The organism is Aerococcus viridans, from assembly GCF_001543285.1.
Taxonomy (GTDB): domain Bacteria; phylum Bacillota; class Bacilli; order Lactobacillales; family Aerococcaceae; genus Aerococcus; species Aerococcus viridans.
The window spans coordinates 1,791,326-1,809,420 of the sequence record NZ_CP014164.1 but is presented as its reverse complement, the minus strand read 5'-3'; the positions used below and the strand labels follow the sequence as shown (position 1 = coordinate 1,809,420).

Sequence of the window (18,095 nt, the reverse complement as noted above, 5' to 3'; positions counted from 1 at the left end):
TCCATTATTCATTTTTTATCTTTAATTTGTGATTATCAAGCAGCCCTTAGGCTGCTTCTACTACCGGTATTTCATTTAGATATAGTTTATTGGTCATTAATATTCTAGTTCTAAAATTTTGGAAGTTTCGGTATCCGTAAGCTATTCGTTTTAAGATCTTAATCTTATTATTCAACCCTTCTATTCGGCCGTTCGTTAAGTGGTTGTATTTGAAAGTATGCCCAATATATCTTTGAAGTTTGGTAAATTTACGTAGCACACGACTTAATCCGCTTGGTAATTTAACTAACTTAGACTGCGCTAACTGAGCTTTAAACACTTCAGAGTCATTCTCTTGAAGCGCTTCACGCAAGTTATGGACGATATTATAGGTGTTTTTTAATAGTGGGTTCTTATCTAGTAAATAATCTAAAATACCACCGGTATTCGTAAGCCAATCGAATAATTTAAACGGTTGATAATCCCATGAGTTTAGGTTTTCTCGGGGCATTAAGAATAGTCGCCAATACCTTTTATACTTGTTGTACAATCTATGGTCAGGAACTCTAAAGGCATTCATTACTTCAATACGTAACTTATTCAATTCTCGATTTAATGCTTGAACTAAATGGAAACGATCAATGATGATTTTGGCGTTGGGAAATACCTCTCTAACGACTTCCATATAAGGCATGTACATGTCCATTGTAACTGTTTGAACTTTCTGACGAGTTTTCAACGGATAGGCAAAAAAGTAATCACGTAGCTTGAATTTTCTGCGATCTCCTAGCACATCTACAATACGTGAATTCGTATTATCTATAAACATAAAGCTCATATTTCCTTCGGCATGCTTTACACCTTTGAATTCATCGAAAGCAATATGCTCTGGTAGTGCATCGAAGATGCTAGGTTTAAGGTCTTTACCAGCACCATTAATTACCCGTTGAACTGTATGATCAGAAACGTTGCATGTCTCTGCGATATGTTTAAGTGTCAACGCATTGGTTGCAAAGTCTAATACCATCCGTTTAACGCGCTTAGAAATAAAACAGTTATCACCGACTATCTCTGATTTAGCAGTGAAGTAGCTATCGCATTCTCTACAGTGATAGCGTTGCTTGCTTAATTCAAGGTAAGCAGGTAACCCTGATATCTTTATTAGCGTAATTCTTGATTTTTTAGATCCATTCTTAACGATACTATTTCCTCGTTTCACACAGCCGCAGGCTGGACAATACTGAGGATTTACATCTAACTTGCCGAAATAGATCAGTGATTTTATATTCTTAACTATCATCTCTTCAACTTTATCTTCGAAAATTATATTTTCATCTTTCAATTGTAATGTGGTATTGATAAACTTATTCATACGGGGAATCTCCTATCTTATCATGGTTGTCGTTAACTTTATGATAATGGAGATTCCTCTTTTTTTGTAAAAAAAATATAGAACCAATGACTTTTTTTATTTCTTTAGGAAATGTGTATGATACAGCTCATAAAAAAGTTCTGTACTATACAAACCTCCCCAAATCCCTATAAACCACCCCAAAAAAATGCAAAACAAGCAGCTTCCATATGGGGCTGCTTGTTCGATAATCTATGCCAATATTATTCTTCTTCAATTAAAACGGGAGCTTTTTGATTTTTTTGAGTATATAAGAAAACAGGAACACCTAACAGAGTCAAGACGATTCCCAATAAAGCGTTGAACGGCTGCGTCAGCAAAGTACTCACTAAAATAAACAAGCCTCCTGCAATTGCTACCAGCGGAATAAAGGGATAGAGTGGCACTTTGTAAGAGCGCTCAATTGCGGGTTTTCTTTTCCGCAGGATAATGACTGCCAGGAAAGTCATGGTAGAGAAAATCCATATAACGAATACAATCAAATCAGTCAGCTGATTGAACGAACCGGACAGCATCATCACGACAGAGATAGAAACAATCATTATGCCGCCATTCATTGGGACATAAGTTTTGGGATGCAAAACACCGAACCAATCAGCAAAAGGAAGCAATCCTCTTTTTGCCAGTACATAGGGAATGCGCATAGCAGAAATGAAGTAGCCATTCATTGCACCAAAAACAGAGATTAAGATTCCCACCGTGATTAATTTGCCGCCAATACCTGGAAACAGTTTAGAAGCAACAGCTGCTGCAGGGGTAGCAGTACCTGCAAGAGTAGCGCTATCGACTACAAAAAGATAGGCAACATTGATTGCAAGATAAACGGCCATCACGATGGAGAGTCCGCCGACAATCACACGAGGCAATGTCTTCCCGGGATTTTTCATCTCTCCCGCCAACGTCCCCACGTTCATCCAACCATCATAAGCAAAAAGGGTGGCAACCAGTGCTGAGCTAAGAGCAGTCAGGAAAGAATGGTCTTCTGAAACAAAAGGCATAAGGCTCTGTTGACCTCCTCCAGGATAAAGTAACCCAGCAATAATGATAATAAAAAGAGGAATAAGTTTCAGGAAAGTAGCGACATTTTGAATCCTGCTGCCATGCTTCGTTCCCATAAAATTCATGAGGGCTATAAAGAGGGCGGTCCCAATCGCAATGGGAATGATCAATTGATCGCTTAACCCGAAAAGATTGATAACTTGCGTCGCAAAGATAATGGCCAAAGCCGCAAAGTTTGCTGGGAAATAAACAATCATCTGTGCCCATCCAGCCAGAAACCCCCAAATCTTTCCATATACTTTTTCCATATACAGCATTAATCCGCCCGATTCCGAGTAAATCGTGCCAATTTCAGCAACAGTCAGACCACCAGTGATGGTAATGATACCGGCAACAAACCAAGCCAACAGCCCAACACCCGGAGCCCCGCTAGCAGAATACACCGCTGTAGGCTTAAAGAAGATCCCCGCTCCAATTACAGTACCCACTAATACTGTCAGCGCAGTCAAGCCGCTGACACTTTTTTTCAATTCCGTTTTTTCCATGTTTTCTAATTCTCCTAAATGACCTTTGTCAGTGATACGTCCATACATTCTAGGGATGAAAAAACGATTCGTCAAGAACTATTTCATATAATTGTTCGGCTTTTTAAGGTGTAAGAGCCGGCACCAAGAAAGGAACCTTTGGAAGATTAGAGCAGCGACTTTTGTCGCAGCTCCTATCTATCTACCACAAGTCTTCTGCTTGGTCGTAATATGTCTGGTATTTTTTGATGATGTCATCTTTTTGTTTCAAGATGTTGGCTAGACCTTTGACCAATTCGCTAGATGTTTCCACCATCGACATATCCTCTTTTTGGCTTAAAATGGCGTCTGAAACCCCGTCGTAGGGTACTGCTTCGTAGATTTCATCCAGGATTTTGGTGATTTGGTATGCTAGCCGTTCTTTTCGCTGGTCTTCGTAGGCCTTTATTTGCGGTAGGGCACTAATCATATAGCGAAAGTCAAGGTGGCGGGTCATCTGCCCGTTTTGCACAAGAACATATTCCTTCTCAAAAGGTGAAATGCCAGTAAATTGGCCGTGAATTTGGTACCAACCGTCATAAATTTCCCAGACGCCGGGCCTGATCTCAGGCTGAAAATCCCGCTTCAAGACGAACGTCTCATCATCACCCGTAATTTCCGCCATCCACCGTTTTTCGTCTTCGCCAATCGGCATCAAAGGCAATTCGTGCGAAATCATCCAACCACTCCTCTCAAATTTTTTATCTTGTAAGTACTAGTAAGTATAGGAAAAAGGGTCAACAATTTCAAGCAGGCACCCCCCGCAACTGCTTGCGAGACGAGGGTAAAAAAGGTAGTATGGACATGACAAGAAGTGCCATCGTTTAAATAATATGAAAATGAACTGTGCACAGAAAGCGATACGGGGAGACAGATATGGCGAAACTATTTCAACATCAAACATTGGGCGACTTAATGGCGGGCTTTTTCGATGGGTCGATGACCATAGAAGATTTATTAAAAGAGGGCAATTATGGGATTGGCACCATGGACCATTTAGATGGGGAATTGATCGTGATTGACGGTAAGGCATATCAAGCCAAGGAAAATGGCGAATTAGTCGTTTTAAAAGGGGACGAAACCGTGCCGTATGCAGCCGTGACTGACTTTACCCCAGACCAAACCTTCACCGTAAATCAATTATTTACCTTAGGTGAATGGCATCAGTTCCTTAAAGGGAAATTGAAATCCTTATCGACATTTTCAGTCATCCGCATCGAAGGGTCTTTTGATTTCATGCATACTCGGGTCATCCCGCGCGTTGAAGAACCTTACCCGCGTTTTATCGAAGCCAGTCGCAAGCAACCTGAATTCAAGCAAGAAAATGTCAAGGGTACTTGCATAGGAATATACGGTCCCTACCTATTTGAGGGTGTAGTTAAACAAGGTTTTCATTGCCATTTTATCAGCGAAGACAAGAACTTTGGTGGCCACATCATTGATTACACGATTAATCATGCAGATGTATCCGTCCAAACCGTCACCGACTTCCACCAGCATTTCGCAACGGATAATGCAGCTTTCATGAATGCCACAGTCAATTACGATAACCTCATTGCAGAAATTAACAAGAGTGAATAAGGTAGTCATTTTGCCATAAAATCGCGAGAGGAGGTGCTAGCTATTAAAATTGATATGACCATCGCGGGCTACCCTGTTCAAGTAACCAAGCAGGCCAACTATAAAAATTTGACCTTAAAAGCCGTCCCCCCGCATGGGGACTTGCGCATTTCAGCACCCAAATATGCTAGTAAAGCTGCTATTGTCGCCTTTGTGGAAAGCAACTTGGCCCAAATTGAGCGGATGCAGGCGGATATCCTTAACCGCTATCAAGACCAAGTCAAACACTATGAAACTGGTGAAAACCATTATTTATGGGGCCAGTCCTATCCTTTATTAGTCATCGAAAAACCGGGGCCAACATCTTGCCATTTAATGAATGACCAGCTAGTTTTAACTGTCAAACCAGGTATGGACCAGGATGAGCGGGCACAAGTCTTGATGGGCTTCTACAGACAAGAATTGAAAGACCAATTAGCTATTACCGGGCCTAAAATGATGGCGCATATGGACGTATGGGCCAATGAATTTCGGGTCAAGCAAATGAAAACCAGGTGGGGGACCTGCAATATTCAGAAGAAACGCATCTGGATTAATCTGAACTTGGTCACTGCACCATTAATTTGCCTGGAATCAGTCGTCGTTCATGAATTGGTACATTTACTAGAAACCAACCATACCAAGCGTTTCTACCAGCTAATGGACCAATATTTTCCGAAATGGCAAGAAGCGAATGCAATTTTATCGGAATTACCTAGTGTATTTCATTAAAAATCTGTTAAAATAGAAGTAGTAATCTCATAAAAATAAGTTAAGCCCCAAGTTGATTTGGGCCTTTTTTCTTTTTGAGAAAGAAATGATTTAGAGGAGTTGTTCATATGGCAAAGAAGGGGTTTAAAATACCGCTAGCCTTGAAATTAGTAATTGCAATTATATTAGGGATCATCGTCGGCCAATTTGGCTTTCTACCAGAAATTTTCTTCCAAGTATTAAAAACTTTATCCGGATTATTCTCCGAATTCCTATCCTTCATCATCCCCTTGATGATCGTTGGCCTGATTATTCCAGGTATCGCCGAACTAGCAGAAGGTGCGGGTAAACTTTTAGGGATTACCGTAGGCATTTCCTACGGGTCAACAATTGTCGCCGGTATCCTAGCCTATACTGTAGCCAGCAAATTATTCCCAATGTTTATCACCTCTGACTTGGCAAATACCATCCAAGAATCAGGTGAAGGGGCAACCGCCTTATTCTCAATGGGTCTAGAACCCATGTTTTCAGTTACCGCAGCCATTATCTTCGCCTTTATGTTAGGCTTAGGGATTTCTTGGCTACGAGCTCGCGGACGTGGAGAAGCCTTGGTAAACGTCTTTACAGACTTCGGTAAGGTCATCGATTTAACCTTACAAACAGTCGTGATTCCATTCCTGCCATTCTATATCTTCTTCAACTTTGCGGATATGTCATATTCAGGTTCGGTATTTGCTGTTATGTCAGTCTTTTGGCGGGTATTAGTCACTGCCATCGTCTTACATTTACTATACCTAGCCTGCATGTTCGCCGTGGTTGGTGCTTACGCCGGTAAGAACCCAATCCAAATGATGAAGAATCAAATTCCCGGTTGGTTAACAGCTGCAGGTACCCAATCATCTGCCGCAACCATTCCAACAAACGTTGAAATTGCCCGGAAAAATGGTGTCTCTGAACAAATTACTAACTTCGTTGTGCCACTATGCGCCACTATCCATCTAGCTGGTTCAATGATTACCATCATATCTTGTGTGACAGCCATCTTAATGATGTACTCAATGCCAATCTCAATTGGTACAATGGCTGGCTTCATCATGGTATTAGGCATCGCTATGGTCGCTGCACCAGGTGCACCAGGCGGGGCCATCATGTCAGCTTTACCTTTCTTACCAATGGTTGGTTTAACAGAAGCCTTCAACCAATTAGCTATTTCTTTATATATCACCCAAGACTCATTTGGTACCGCAACAAATGTATCAGGTGACAACGCCATTGCCGTCATCGTCGATGCCATCTACAAAAAAGATAAAAAAGCAGCACAAGCTAAATAGATTTACTCTAAAGGATTCAGTGTAAAGGCTGGATTCTTTTTTATGTAATGGTGTGTAGTAAAATGTTTAACTTAATTTAGTGATTAAAAGATTTCGGCTTTCACTATACCTATCATTGCCTTGAATGCAACAGGTGGGCCACCGCCAAGGTCTGAAGGTTTTGCTGACTGTATATTCAGTAAGACGTAAACGCCCTGTATCACTTCCTAGATTTTAGGCAATGATAGGTAATACGTACGCCGAAGAGTCATTTTTCAAAAAGTGGGGGATAGGCCTAATGGGGATAGACTGTTCGAATTTTCACTTTCTTGTGGTAAACTATATAAGTATTAGTTACGTATGACTGACCAGTACCCAATGAGAAGGCGCTATCGTGAAGCGTATTGCACCTTGTTTATGGTTTAGTGACGGCGATTGTGAAGAGACGATTCGCTTCTATGTAGATTTGATTCCGAATTCAGAAATTCAGCACATTGAATACTATCCAGATGCCAGTGATGCCAGTTTTGAGGAACACTTTGAGGGTATGTCAGGTAAAGTTATTACGGCAAAGTTCACTTTAAATAACCAACCTTATATTGTTTTGGATGGCGGGCCATATTTCCATTTAATGAACCGATATCTTTGACGCTAAATTTGCGAGAGTCAGGATGAAATAGATTTTTGCTGGGAAAATTATGCCGTTGTTTCTAAAGCTGAGCAGTGTGGTTGTGTAAAAGATAGATATGGTTTATCATGGCAAATTGTGTCGGCAAATATTGGAGTGTTACAACGTAATCCAGCACAAATTCAAGCCGTTATGCAGATGAAGAAGATTGATATCCAAAGGCTATTAGATTTAGCGTAAGGGAAAGGAAACACAATGCTATTTGGGCAATTAATTGAAAACGAAAGTTCGTATTCACTATACTTTGAAAGGGGCTTTTACCAGTCAAAAGAGGCAGTATTCGACGCTTTGACAGATCCGGTCATTTTTTCAAAATGGTATCCATTCGCAACAGGGGAAATGGATGGCCAAGTTGGCGGATTAATCAAATTTGACGACGGCGAAGGGAATCTTTACCAAGGGGTGATTACTAAGTTTTCACTTGAAGATGGTTTTGAGTTTATCGAAGATGGGCGCGATGTGATACGTATGGAGATTTCTGAAACGGCATCTGGTGCTAGATTACATTTTAACCATACATTTTCGGACCTTGCCTGGGTAGTGCAAACGGCTACAGGTTGGCATAATTGCTTAAATGTATTCGTGCAAATCATGAACGGTCAACCACCACAATGGCCATTGCCAGATGAATTGGCTGAGTTAACGCAAGTTTATGAAACACAATTTAAAGAAGAAAAATTTAAAGAAGAAAAATAGCTTGGAAGTCGAGGGATACAATGTTCCAGACTTCTAAGCTATTTATTTGCATGTGATGACATGTTATTTGGCGATGTGTTTCGTTAAGATTTTTTTGTTTGAGATATGAAGCTTTTTGTCAACGTCATAGATAATGGGTTCACCGGTTGCGATTTCTAAGTTAGGAATATCTTCATCAGAAATACCCTCCAAGTATTTGGTTAATGAGCGCAAACTGTTACCATGAGCGACAACAAGGACATTTTTGCCTTCTTTTAGATCAGCTGCAATATGGTCTTCCCAATAAGGCATGGTCCGGTTTAAAGTGTCTTTTAAACTTTCGCCAGCTAATAAATGGTCGATATCAAGGTCTTGGTAGCGGCGGTCAAAAGTATTGGCAGTCGCTTGAGGCGGGCGGACATCATAAGAACGGCGCCAGATATGCACTTGGTCTTCACCGTGAATAGCGGCCGTTTCTGCCTTATTCAAACCTTGAAGCGCACCGTAATGACGTTCGTTTAACCGCCAATGTTTGTAGACTGGTAAGTAAAGTTGGTCTAAATTATCTAGCGTATAAAAAGTTGTTTGAATCGCACGTGCTAGTAGGGAAGTGTGTACAACATCAAAAGTTAAACCTTCTTTTTTAAGCGCTAGACCAGCAGCCTTAGCTTCCTCCACTCCCAGAGGACTTAAAGCCGGATCTAACCATCCGGTAAACACATTTTGTAAATTCAATTCACTTTGTCCGTGGCGGATAAATACTAATTTGGCCATCTTTCTCCATCCTTTCAAGGGTACTGTCTTTTTATTTTTAGGAGCACCTATAATATACACCCGAGTAAAAATGATAGCAAGAAAAGACACCTCAACTTCTTTAATAACAAGCGAAAATGTCTGGTTGATTATTTTATGTATTTAGGATAATCTCACTATTTTTTTATAATTTGTCGTAATGGGAAATAACCCTTTTTATGTTTAGCGAATTAACAGGTGATTGCCTTTCTGGAAAAGTACTAATTGTTATTATGGAGAGTAGTACTTTATATATGAGTAAGAGGTTGAATCACCTAGCATGATTTAGCAGTGAAGAGAGGCTGACTGACCCATATCATACTGCTATGCGCTTTAGCCCTTACAGAATGAATTGTCAGACAAAGAATTAGACCTTGGCTAATTCTGGGCTCACTGCATTCAAGGCTATAATAATATGTGTATTTTATACCTTGTATTTTTCAGAAAAAAAGCGTATGCTTAGAGAGCATAAAAAGAGGGAATGAGGTTCTCCCTGGTCAAGTAGATGGTGATTTTAGGCCATCCCATACCGAACCGCTGAAAAGCTGATGACTTCTGCAAGTAAAACTGCAGGCGTATCAGTTTTTTTTGTACCTGCAAAAGGAGGAAATTATGTTACTATCGTTAGGTTTTATCATTGTTGTGGGGTATTTATTGGGGCGCTTGTTGAGTGCGATGAATTTACCTAGTTTAATCGGCTACATCATCGCTGGCTTAATCATGGGACCATCATTTTTCAATCTAATTGACCAAAGTACATTGGATATAGCCAGTGATTTAAGACGGATTGCCTTGATGATCATCTTACTGAGAGCGGGTTTAAATATCGATTTGCAGGACTTGAAGAAAGTAGGGCGCCCAGCCATCTTGATGAGCTTCCTACCTGCTACCCTAGAAATCATTGGGACAATCATTTTGGCACCAATATTCTTTGGGATGTCATACTTATCTGCAGCTATCCTAGGGGCTATTGTCGCGGCCACATCACCAGCCGTCGTCGTTGCCCGCATGTTAGATTTAATGGGTAAGGGATATGGCAAGAAAAAAGGGGTGCCGCAAATGATTCTAGCGGGCTCTTCTATGGATGATATCTTCGTCATCATCATATTCACTGCCTTAATAGCCCTTGCTCAAACCGGTGAATTCCATTGGTTAAGCATGCTATCTATGCCAACTTCTATCATATTAGGGATCGCTGGGGGATTATTGGTGGGTTGGCTACTGTCACTAGCTATTGAAAAATATCAATTATCAGGTGGCTATCCAGTCATCTTATCCTTTGGGATGGCCATGTTATTTGATGGGATTGAAAAAGCCATGACAGGACCAATTGGCTTCTCAGCCTTACTTGCTGTGATGGCAATGGGCTTTATGATGCTTCGCGTCAATCCAGTTCAAGCCAAATCTGTTCAAGTAGGTTTTAATCATTTATGGCAAGTCTTTGAAATTATCCTATTCGTGTTAGTTGGTGCCAGCATGTCCATCGAATCCGTCAAAGATTCAGGACTCATTGCAGTAGTGTTAATTGTCTTGTTGTTGGTATTTAGAGGACTTGGTGTACTTTTATCTGTTTTAGGCACTCAATTAAACAAAGAGGAAAAAGCATTCGCCGTCTTTGCCTACCTTCCAAAAGCCACAGTACAAGCAGCCATAGGCGCTGTGCCCTTAGCGATGGGCTTGCCGAATGGTCAAATCATTTTAACCATCTCAGTCGTTGCCATCTTAGTCACCGCACCGCTTGGTGCTGTCTTAATCGACCAAACCCATAATCGACTATTGCGTGATGATCGATAAATAAGGATATAAAAACAAATAAAAGCTGGCTCTCAAAAAAATGAGGACCAGCTTTTTTTACGGAAAATTTATTTATTTTAGAATGGTGCCGTGAAGCCACCATCTACAGTGATAATATCACCTTTGATCAATTTAGCGTCATCTGATGCTAAGAATACTGCTCCATTGGCGGGCGATATCTTCGGGTTGACCAACACCTAGGTTTAAGGCGCTGACGGCACCAATCCGAGCGTTCCCAAAGTCATTTAAGTTGGTCATCGTTGAGGCAATATTTGTAGCGATGGCACCTGGGGCGATACTGTTAACACGAATTTTGTTGTTGGTATGCATGAAGGCAGTTGATTTTGTCATAGCAGACACAGCGTGTTTAGACGCAACATATGTCGTTCCCGCAACTAAGGGAATGATTGAGAAGGCTAAAACCGAAGGCATATCTATAGGTATTTAAATGTTTAGATTTTTAGATATTTAAGTGTTTATTTTGAATCATAATTTTTTTCGTGTTCACGTAATTTGTCGCGGGCTTCTTGTGGTAAGCCTTTGCCGTAGTCCATCATACGGACGATGTCTTTGAAGGCTGCTTTTGGTATAGCAAGGTCATCAATATCTTTGTTGGTTAATTGTAAGTCAATTTCATCTGCTTTTCCGGCTGCTAATTTATTGACAAAATCCGGCTCCGTAATAAAAGGCGATGACATCCCCACCATATCTGCATATTGGATAGCTTCCATGGCTTTGTCAGGTGAATTAATACCCCCTGTTGCCATCATGACAACGCGGCCATTTAAATGGTCATGAACGATTTTATTGACTGGTTGACCATAGTATTGACCTTCAGCGCGTACAGTATGTTGGAAAATGTTTTGACCCCAAGAGGCAATAGCGAGGTAATCTAAATCTGCCACTTCAAGGATCCAGTCCACCCATTGGTTAAATTCTTCAACGGTATAGCCGATTTCCTTGCCGCGCGTTTCTTCAGGGGTGCCTCTAAAACCGAGGATAAAATCACTTGGCGCTTCTTCATTGATCACTTTTTGTACTTCTTTAAAGACTTCAAGTCCAAAGCGGGCCCGGTTCTCTAAACTTTGTGGACCATATTCATCTGTCCGTTGGTTTGAATAAGGAGAGAAGAAAGTCTGCATCAATAAACGTTGAGCCGCTGAAATTTCCACCCCAGCAAAACCTGCTTTAATCGCACGGCGAGTGGCGTCCCCGTACTGGCGAACGACTTGCTTGATCTTACGTGGTGACATTTCTAAAACTTGGTGGTCGATTGGCGTATGCAATGTCTGCGGACTTGGGCCATAAACTGTGTAGTAGTCCAAGATCGCTTGGTTGGCAAAACGGCCAGCATGGGTTAATTGTAGGATGGCTTTGGCGCCGTCAACTTGCATGGCGGTAGCCATTTTGCGAAGACCTGGAATAGCGCGATCATCGTCAACGGAGAAACCATATTCAAACAGTTGACCGTAGGGTTCGATGTAGGCAGCACCGGTCACTTGGATGGGAGCTGACTTAGCGCGACGGCTGGCGTAATCGAGGTCTTCTTGGGTGATGAAGCCTTCTTGGGTGGATGAATTGGTTATGATTGGCGATAGGGCAAAGCGGTTTTTGAGGACTAGGCCGTTGGGTAGGGTCACTGGTTGTAACAAAGTCTTATAATCTTGGGTCATAATTGTTTGTCCTTTCTATGTCTATGGATTTCTGGATTTCAGAATGCATTTGGATTGAATATTCGAAAATCACAATAGGTGTATGCGGATACATAATTAGTTGGATAAAAACAAATTATGCAAACATTTGAACAGTTTATATGATATCATGATAATAGTTGAAAAGGCTATCTCTGTAATTTGTGGATATAATTGTAAACTTGTAATATAACAGTTTATAAAAGTAAAGGAGTACAGTTGTATGACCAATACAGTGAAATGGAATGTCCTTGATTTCGTGGCCCGTGACAAGGGAAAAAGCGACAGAGAGGCTTACGCTGATACACTCGCTTTAGCTAAGACGGCTGAAGATTTGGGTTATCACCGCTTTTGGTTTGCGGAACACCACAGTTTAGCTGCTTATCCATCCGCTGCCCCAGAAATTCTGATGACCCACTTTTTGAGTCAGACTAAACGGTTGAAATTCGGGTCTGGCGGGGTCATGTTGCCCCACTATGCCCCATTGAAAGTGGCTGAAGTCTTTGCTACAATCGCTCACTTGTATCCTGGCCGGGTGGATTTAGGTATGGGCAACAATCCCGGCCGTCAAGCGGTTCGTGAGGCATTGGACAATAATCTCAAAGGCTACAAGGACAATGAAGAGGCTATGGGGGAAGTGCGAGACTTTGTGACCCAAACAGCGTCCTCTTATGGGGATGTCCAGGTTTATCCGCGGGCTGAAACCCCACCGACCTTGTGGACCCTATCAGCCAGCGAAGAATCAGCTTATAAGGCTGCCCGATTAGGGATTGGCTACGTTTATAGTTTATTATTTAACCAGGACGAAGATGCCATTGAAGCGGCGGGGCGGATTGCGAAAATTTACCGGGACAATTTCCAACCGTCTGCCACCTTGGACAAACCACAACTCATGGTTTCGGCCTTTATCGCCGTCGTGCCTGAAGGGGCCGATATCCAGCCGCTTCAACGAGCATTTGATTTATGGATTCTTGGCAAAAAGGACTACAGCGAATTTGACCACTTGCCAACTATCGATGAAGCAGCCAACTATAAGTTTACGCAACCAGATTTGGCTAAAATAGCCCGTAACCGAAAAAAACTCATCACAGGTGATATCCGGCAAGTCAAAATTCAAATTGACAGGATCATTGATGTCACAGCTGCCGATGAATTTATGGTGATCCCGATGGTGCCGGGCATAGAAAGTCGTCAAGAACACCTGGCCTTGATCGCACAAGCCTTTGATATCTAGACATTAGCTTGAGCGGCGATGGCCCTTTTTCCAAAAGATAATGATAACAAGATTACAAATAAATTATTAGTCAATCAGGGCAAATCATGCTACTTTGATTAACAAAGAAGCAATCAAATTTTAGGAGGAAACAACATGCGCAAACTAGCAAATTATCTATGGGTAGAACAAAACGAAGACGAATTTACATTTATCATGACGCCAGAATTACAAGACGACATCGGGACCGTTGGCTACGTCGAATTCATCGCCAATGACGGCGACCAAATCGAAAAAGACCAAGCGATTTTAAACCTGGAAGCCTCAAAAACCGTCCTAGAATTGCAAGCACCATTGGCAGGAACTATCACAGCCATCAACAAAGCAGCAGAAGAAGTACCTGAACAATTGAACTCAGAAAAAGCCGAAGCCAGTTGGGTATACAAAATGACTGGCGTAGACCAAGCCGCATACGACCAACTGCCAGAAGCCTAGACTGATGGACAAAGCACTCAAGACGGCCATTCACTACCTGTGGGACCATCAGAATGAAAGCAGTCACGCCCAGAAAGCCTTTACTGAATCTTTGAAAAGGGCAGGCACCGTCCAAGCTGACAACTGCCTAGACATAACCGCCATCCCTGATGACCACAGTCGCTGGACGGTTTTTAGAGGTTTAGTCAATGTACGCGATGTCTACCAACCAAGCCCGGAATACTTACTGGCAGAAGAATCTTTACTTCAAGCCAAGCTAGCGCCAGCTGCCAGCCCAGACCAATGGCAAAAAAGCCAGTTGGACCAACGTATTTTTCTTTGGCAAGGGGATATTACCCGCTTGAAGGTGGATGCCATTGTGAACGCGGCCAATAAGAATGGACTAGGTTGCTATATTCCAAACCATCATTGTGTAGACAATACAATCCATACAATGGCGGGTGCTCAGGTCAGAACGGATATGGCTAAGGCATTAAATGGCCGTAAACTGCCAGTGGGGAAGGTCATGGTCACAAAGGCCTATAACTTGCCGTCTGCTTTCATTTTTCATACGGTTGGACCAGTGATTTATAAGGAGCCGGTGTCTCAAATGAACCAAGATTTGTTGGCAGCTTGCTACCTAAATTCCCTAAAAGAAGCGGATGCTAGAGGGCTTTCGACTATTGCTTTTTGTAGCATTTCAACTGGTGAGTTTCATTTTCCAAAGGCATTAGCCAGAGATATTGCCATTCAAACAGTTCAAGATTATTTAAAGGAAACGGATAGTTCATTACAGGTTGTCTTTAATGTCTTCTTGGATGAAGATTTGGCCTTATATCAAAAAGTTTTAATCAATTAAATAACGCATTTTTGGAGTAGGTAGGCTAAAAACTAGCTGCCTACTCTTTTTACAGGAAAGGAAATTGTGTAGGTATGTGGAAAGCTTTTGAAGAGATAAGAGATGATCAAGCAAAAATGTTGCAAGAAGCAGTCGCCGAGGCAGACGCAGTGGTGGTTGGAATTGGGGCTGGCATGTCAGCAGCTGACGGTTTCACCTATGTGGGGCCGCGGTTTGAAAATAATTTCCCTGACTTTATTGAGAAATATGGTTTCTTCGATATGTTACAAGCTAGTTTATTCGATTTTCCATCGACTCAGGAATATTGGGCCTTCGAATCTCGTTTTATCACCTTGAATTACCTTGACCAACCAGTAGGGGCCTCTTATATCGCTTTGAAAGAACTCTTGGCCAATAAACCCCACCATATTATTACCACCAACGCAGACAATGCCTTTGCGGTGGCGGATTACGACTTGGAAAGGGTATTCCACATTCAAGGGGAGTATATTTTGATGCAGTGCAGTCAAATGTGCCACCAAGAAACCTACCGAGACGACGATTTAATCCGGCAAATGGTGGACCAGCAAGAAAACATGGAGATTCCATATGACCTAATCCCCCATTGTCCAGAATGTGGGGCCGTGATGGAGGTCAACAAGAGAAAAGCAGGCAAGGGCATGGTAGAAAGTCCAGAATTCTTCGCCCAAAAAGCCCGTTATGATGACTTTTTAGCTCAACGCCAAGGGCAAGCCATTCTCTTCTTGGATATTGGGGTAGGCTATACCACGCCACAATTCGTTAAAACCCCATTCCAAGAAATGACCGCCAACAATCCAAAAGCCATGTATGTCCAATTGAATAAGAAGTTGTACCGGATTCCTGACCAGATAAGAGGGCAAACCTACCGACTTGATGGGGATATCGCAGACACCATTATCGGCGCCAACGCCTACATGCAGGAGGAATTAGCCAAATGATCGTCATTGAACCAATCCGAAATGGCCAATATATCATGGACGGGGCTTATGCTTTAGCCGTTCAAGTCTATGTCCAAGACCAGCTTGAGATTACTGAGCCCGTCTTACTGCCTTATATCGTCGAGCCAACAGTCCAAGTGGGCCGGTTTCAAAATTCCCTGGTTGAAGTCAATGAAGACTATGTTAAAGACCATGACATCCTACTCGTCCGCCGCGATACCGGTGGCGGGACCCTTTACCAAGACCCCGGCCACGTCAACTTTTGCTTCCTTTATCCAGGGAACACAGATATTTACGGCAATTACGCCAAGATGTATCAACCGACGATTGATGCTCTAGAGAAATTTGGGGTCAAAGACCTGAGTCAGAGTGGACGGAACGATTTAGAGATTGCTGGGAAAAAGATTTCCGGCGCAGCCATGACCATAAAAAATGACTTGGTCTATGGCGGATTTTCTTTAATGCTAGACGTAGACTATGATGCTATGGTCAAAGCCCTCAATCCCGATGAAAAGAAAATCATTTCAAAAGGCATTCAATCTGTCCGTGCACGGGTAACGGACATCAGAAGTCATTTAGCGCCAGCTTACCAAAAGTTGACCAATTTTGAATTCAAAGATTTGATGGCTGCTGAATTTTTAGGCATCGAGGATATGAGTCAAGCCAAGCGGTATGATTTAACCGACCGAGACTGGGCTATTATCGACCAGATGGTGGCCGATAAATACAAGAATTGGGACTGGAACTTCGGCAATAACCCGACTTATGCCATCAATAACGCCGTCCGCGCCCCTGGCATAGGAACCATTGAAGTGTCCTTAGAAGTCGCTAAAGGCCATATTCAAAAATGTCGGATTTATGGCGACTTTTTCGGTAAAAAGGATATTGCTGACCTAGAACAGGTGCTCATCGGCCAACCCCTTAGACAAGAACCGCTGGCTGAGCTGTTAAGGGATATCGATTTAACGCCTTATTTTGGCCTCCTTGACCCAACTATTCTCATTAACCTACTCTTGTCTTGATATGTTAAAATGTATACATATTAAAGTAAAGAAAGAGTTGAATTATTTTGAAAAAATTAAATGGACCATCAAAGCAAGGGATCCAATGGTTGGCCTTGATTGCAGTATTTATATTAGTCGTCATCAACTGGTCATACCTTGTCCAAACAGTCTTTATGATTTGGTCAGTGATTTTCCCTTTAATCTTAGGTGGGATGGTTGCTTTTGTCCTGAATCTATTGATGACCTGGCTTGAAAAGTACCTTTATCCAAAAGCCACAAACAAATATATAAAAGGGTCTAGACGACCTGTAGCCATTATTTTAGCAATCTTAATCGTTTGTTTAGTCATTGCAGCGACTGTTGTTATTGTCGTACCGCAATTGGCATCAGCAGTCATGACCTTGATTGATGTTATTCCTGAAACGGTCCAAAACTTAACAGATTGGTTTAACCGTCAAGAAGCTTTAGTACCCTTAGTCAATGAATTGGCCAACCAAGTCAACATTGATTGGGGTAGCATGTTTTCTAGTGTAGCTAGTGGGATTAATAGCTTAGCATCTAATGTCGCAACCACTTCTGTTTCCGTATTGACAACTTCTGTTGGTGCAGTAACTAATATCTTCTTGGGTATCTTGTTTGCCATTTATATTCTCTTTTCAAAGGAAAAATTAGCCAAACAAGTAGATCGGTTGCTAACGGTTTATGTTCGCGATGATATCCACCAATTAATTGAAAATGTTGCTCGAGTTGCTAATGAAACATTTGCTAAGTTTATTTCAGGAATGGTTATTGAATCAATCATCTTGGGTACTTTAGTGACAGTCGGGTTATTTATTCTTCAAGTTCCTTATGCTGCGATGTTAGGTGTCTTGCAAGGTGTCATGGCATTGATTCCAATTATTGGTGCCTTCCTATCGGGTGCGGTCGGCGTCTTGATCCTACTCGCTTTAAACCCAACCTACGCCTTGATTTATCTCATCTTCGTCTTATTTGTCCAACAATTAGAAGGGGACTTGATCTATCCACGAGTTGTGGGGGATTCAATTGGACTACCATCTATGTGGGTGTTATTCGCTGTAACTGTTGGTGGGGGCTTGATGGGTATTCCTGGTATGTTAATCGGGGTGCCGGTCCTAGCTTCAATCTATAAGATTATCAAGATCGATGTCAAATACCGCGAGCAGGTCCGTCAAGAAACTGGGGAACAAGATGTAGGGTCGACAGTGCGTTTTTTAGAGAGTCTGCGACACCAACCTTTAACCGAGGAAGAAATCGATAAGTTGTAACATCGTATAAAAATGCACAAACTTTTTCACATGCGAGACATTCACAAGTAAATAATACAATAAACGTTGATACATAAGGGAAAGACGC

Annotated in this window: 17 protein-coding genes, 1 pseudogene and 1 riboswitch; of the genes and pseudogenes, 12 read left to right on the top strand and 6 right to left on the bottom strand. The window is 42.0% G+C overall.

All coding sequences use genetic code 11. The features are described from left to right. Positions 1-46: 46 nt before the first annotated feature. From AWM76_RS08525 to AWM76_RS08515, 3 genes are all read right to left on the bottom strand, one after another. A complete protein-coding gene (locus tag AWM76_RS08525; protein WP_060779393.1) occupies positions 47-1,351 on the bottom strand; it encodes an ISL3 family transposase in 1,305 nt (434 codons plus the stop codon). Positions 1,352-1,593: 242 nt separating this feature from the next. Next, the gene (locus tag AWM76_RS08520) at positions 1,594-2,934 is read right to left on the bottom strand and encodes an APC family permease (RefSeq protein ID WP_039935035.1); all 1,341 of its coding nucleotides are present in this window, start codon (positions 2,932-2,934) and stop codon (positions 1,594-1,596) included. Between the two features lie 181 nt (positions 2,935-3,115). Then, a complete protein-coding gene (locus AWM76_RS08515; protein ID WP_003141728.1) occupies positions 3,116-3,631 on the bottom strand; it encodes a hypothetical protein in 516 nt (171 codons plus the stop codon). A 197-nt stretch (positions 3,632-3,828) separates the two neighbouring features. Between AWM76_RS08515 and budA the strand changes: the two genes are divergently transcribed. The 5 genes and pseudogenes from budA to AWM76_RS08490 all read left to right on the top strand — a co-directional run bounded on the left by budA (position 3,829) and on the right by AWM76_RS08490 (position 7,956). Then, entirely contained in the window at positions 3,829-4,533 is a 705-nt protein-coding gene (gene budA, locus AWM76_RS08510) for an acetolactate decarboxylase (RefSeq protein WP_003141726.1), read from the top strand. Positions 4,534-4,566: 33 nt separating this feature from the next. Further along, positions 4,567-5,283, top strand: a complete 717-nt coding sequence (locus AWM76_RS08505) for a M48 family metallopeptidase (RefSeq protein ID WP_003141724.1) — start codon at positions 4,567-4,569, stop codon at positions 5,281-5,283. A gap of 107 nt (positions 5,284-5,390) precedes the next feature. Continuing rightward, a complete protein-coding gene (locus AWM76_RS08500) occupies positions 5,391-6,593 on the top strand; it encodes a dicarboxylate/amino acid:cation symporter (RefSeq protein ID WP_003141722.1) in 1,203 nt (400 codons plus the stop codon). Positions 6,594-6,966: 373 nt separating this feature from the next. Then, positions 6,967-7,440 (top strand): annotated as a pseudogene (locus AWM76_RS11025) (VOC family protein). Between the two features lie 15 nt (positions 7,441-7,455). Next, positions 7,456-7,956, top strand: coding sequence for an SRPBCC domain-containing protein (locus AWM76_RS08490; RefSeq protein WP_003141718.1), 501 nt, complete (start codon positions 7,456-7,458; stop codon positions 7,954-7,956). A gap of 63 nt (positions 7,957-8,019) precedes the next feature. Here the strand turns inward: AWM76_RS08490 and gpmA are convergent, their stop codons facing one another. Then, entirely contained in the window at positions 8,020-8,709 is a 690-nt protein-coding gene (gpmA, locus tag AWM76_RS08485) for a 2,3-diphosphoglycerate-dependent phosphoglycerate mutase (RefSeq protein WP_039935029.1), read from the bottom strand. Between the two features lie 486 nt (positions 8,710-9,195). After that, a riboswitch (Fluoride riboswitch) is annotated at positions 9,196-9,292 on the top strand. A gap of 47 nt (positions 9,293-9,339) precedes the next feature. On the opposite strand from gpmA, the gene AWM76_RS08480 reads away from it, so the two are divergent. Continuing rightward, positions 9,340-10,521, top strand: a complete 1,182-nt coding sequence (locus AWM76_RS08480; RefSeq protein WP_003141716.1) for a cation:proton antiporter — start codon at positions 9,340-9,342, stop codon at positions 10,519-10,521. 138 nt (positions 10,522-10,659) lie between these two features. Here AWM76_RS08480 and AWM76_RS08475 read toward each other — a convergent pair whose 3' ends face one another. Beyond that, the gene (locus AWM76_RS08475; protein ID WP_003141714.1) at positions 10,660-10,953 is read right to left on the bottom strand and encodes an SDR family oxidoreductase; all 294 of its coding nucleotides are present in this window, start codon (positions 10,951-10,953) and stop codon (positions 10,660-10,662) included. 44 nt (positions 10,954-10,997) lie between these two features. After that, a complete protein-coding gene (locus tag AWM76_RS08470) occupies positions 10,998-12,194 on the bottom strand; it encodes an NADH-dependent flavin oxidoreductase (RefSeq protein WP_003141713.1) in 1,197 nt (398 codons plus the stop codon). Between the two features lie 241 nt (positions 12,195-12,435). Here AWM76_RS08470 and AWM76_RS08465 point away from each other — a divergent pair, with 241 nt between their 5' ends. The 6 genes from AWM76_RS08465 (at position 12,436) to AWM76_RS08440 (ending at position 18,007) form a co-directional block, all read left to right on the top strand. Further along, complete coding sequence (locus tag AWM76_RS08465) at positions 12,436-13,446, top strand: MsnO8 family LLM class oxidoreductase (protein ID WP_003141711.1); 1,011 nt, start codon at positions 12,436-12,438, stop codon at positions 13,444-13,446. 135 nt (positions 13,447-13,581) lie between these two features. Beyond that, positions 13,582-13,920 (top strand): glycine cleavage system H family protein, encoded by a 339-nt coding sequence (locus AWM76_RS08460; protein ID WP_003141710.1) that lies wholly within the window; start codon positions 13,582-13,584, stop codon positions 13,918-13,920. A 4-nt stretch (positions 13,921-13,924) separates the two neighbouring features. After that, positions 13,925-14,758, top strand: a complete 834-nt coding sequence (locus AWM76_RS08455; RefSeq protein WP_003141708.1) for a protein-ADP-ribose hydrolase — start codon at positions 13,925-13,927, stop codon at positions 14,756-14,758. A 74-nt stretch (positions 14,759-14,832) separates the two neighbouring features. Beyond that, positions 14,833-15,717 carry an SIR2 family NAD-dependent protein deacylase gene (locus AWM76_RS08450; protein ID WP_003141706.1) on the top strand — a complete coding sequence of 295 codons (885 nt, stop codon included), beginning with the start codon at positions 14,833-14,835 and terminating at the stop codon, positions 15,715-15,717. Next, positions 15,714-16,739: a lipoate--protein ligase gene (locus tag AWM76_RS08445; RefSeq protein ID WP_003141703.1), complete on the top strand. Its 1,026-nt coding sequence runs from the start codon at positions 15,714-15,716 to the stop codon at positions 16,737-16,739. Before AWM76_RS08450 ends, AWM76_RS08445 begins: the two co-directional genes overlap by 4 nt. A gap of 47 nt (positions 16,740-16,786) precedes the next feature. Beyond that, on the top strand, positions 16,787-18,007 hold the full coding sequence (locus tag AWM76_RS08440; protein WP_003141701.1) for an AI-2E family transporter: 1,221 nt from the start codon (positions 16,787-16,789) through the stop codon (positions 18,005-18,007). Positions 18,008-18,095: the final 88 nt, after the last annotated feature.

Bases quoted from the DNA above. Each gene is read 5' to 3' on its own strand.
- AWM76_RS08525 (WP_060779393.1), bottom strand. From the start codon at position 1,351: ATGAATAAGTTTATCAATACCACATTACAATTGAAAGATGAAAATATA.
- AWM76_RS08520 (WP_039935035.1), bottom strand. From the start codon at position 2,934: ATGGAAAAAACGGAATTGAAAAAAAGTGTCAGCGGCTTGACTGCGCTG.
- AWM76_RS08515 (WP_003141728.1), bottom strand. From the start codon at position 3,631: ATGATTTCGCACGAATTGCCTTTGATGCCGATTGGCGAAGACGAAAAA.
- budA (WP_003141726.1), top strand. From the start codon at position 3,829: ATGGCGAAACTATTTCAACATCAAACATTGGGCGACTTAATGGCGGGC.
- AWM76_RS08500 (WP_003141722.1), top strand. From the start codon at position 5,391: ATGGCAAAGAAGGGGTTTAAAATACCGCTAGCCTTGAAATTAGTAATT.
- AWM76_RS08490 (WP_003141718.1), top strand. From the start codon at position 7,456: ATGCTATTTGGGCAATTAATTGAAAACGAAAGTTCGTATTCACTATAC.
- gpmA (WP_039935029.1), bottom strand. From the start codon at position 8,709: ATGGCCAAATTAGTATTTATCCGCCACGGACAAAGTGAATTGAATTTA.
- AWM76_RS08480 (WP_003141716.1), top strand. From the start codon at position 9,340: ATGTTACTATCGTTAGGTTTTATCATTGTTGTGGGGTATTTATTGGGG.
- AWM76_RS08475 (WP_003141714.1), bottom strand. From the start codon at position 10,953: ATGCCTTCGGTTTTAGCCTTCTCAATCATTCCCTTAGTTGCGGGAACG.
- AWM76_RS08470 (WP_003141713.1), bottom strand. From the start codon at position 12,194: ATGACCCAAGATTATAAGACTTTGTTACAACCAGTGACCCTACCCAAC.
- AWM76_RS08465 (WP_003141711.1), top strand. From the start codon at position 12,436: ATGACCAATACAGTGAAATGGAATGTCCTTGATTTCGTGGCCCGTGAC.
- AWM76_RS08460 (WP_003141710.1), top strand. From the start codon at position 13,582: ATGCGCAAACTAGCAAATTATCTATGGGTAGAACAAAACGAAGACGAA.
- AWM76_RS08455 (WP_003141708.1), top strand. From the start codon at position 13,925: ATGGACAAAGCACTCAAGACGGCCATTCACTACCTGTGGGACCATCAG.
- AWM76_RS08450 (WP_003141706.1), top strand. From the start codon at position 14,833: ATGTGGAAAGCTTTTGAAGAGATAAGAGATGATCAAGCAAAAATGTTG.
- AWM76_RS08445 (WP_003141703.1), top strand. From the start codon at position 15,714: ATGATCGTCATTGAACCAATCCGAAATGGCCAATATATCATGGACGGG.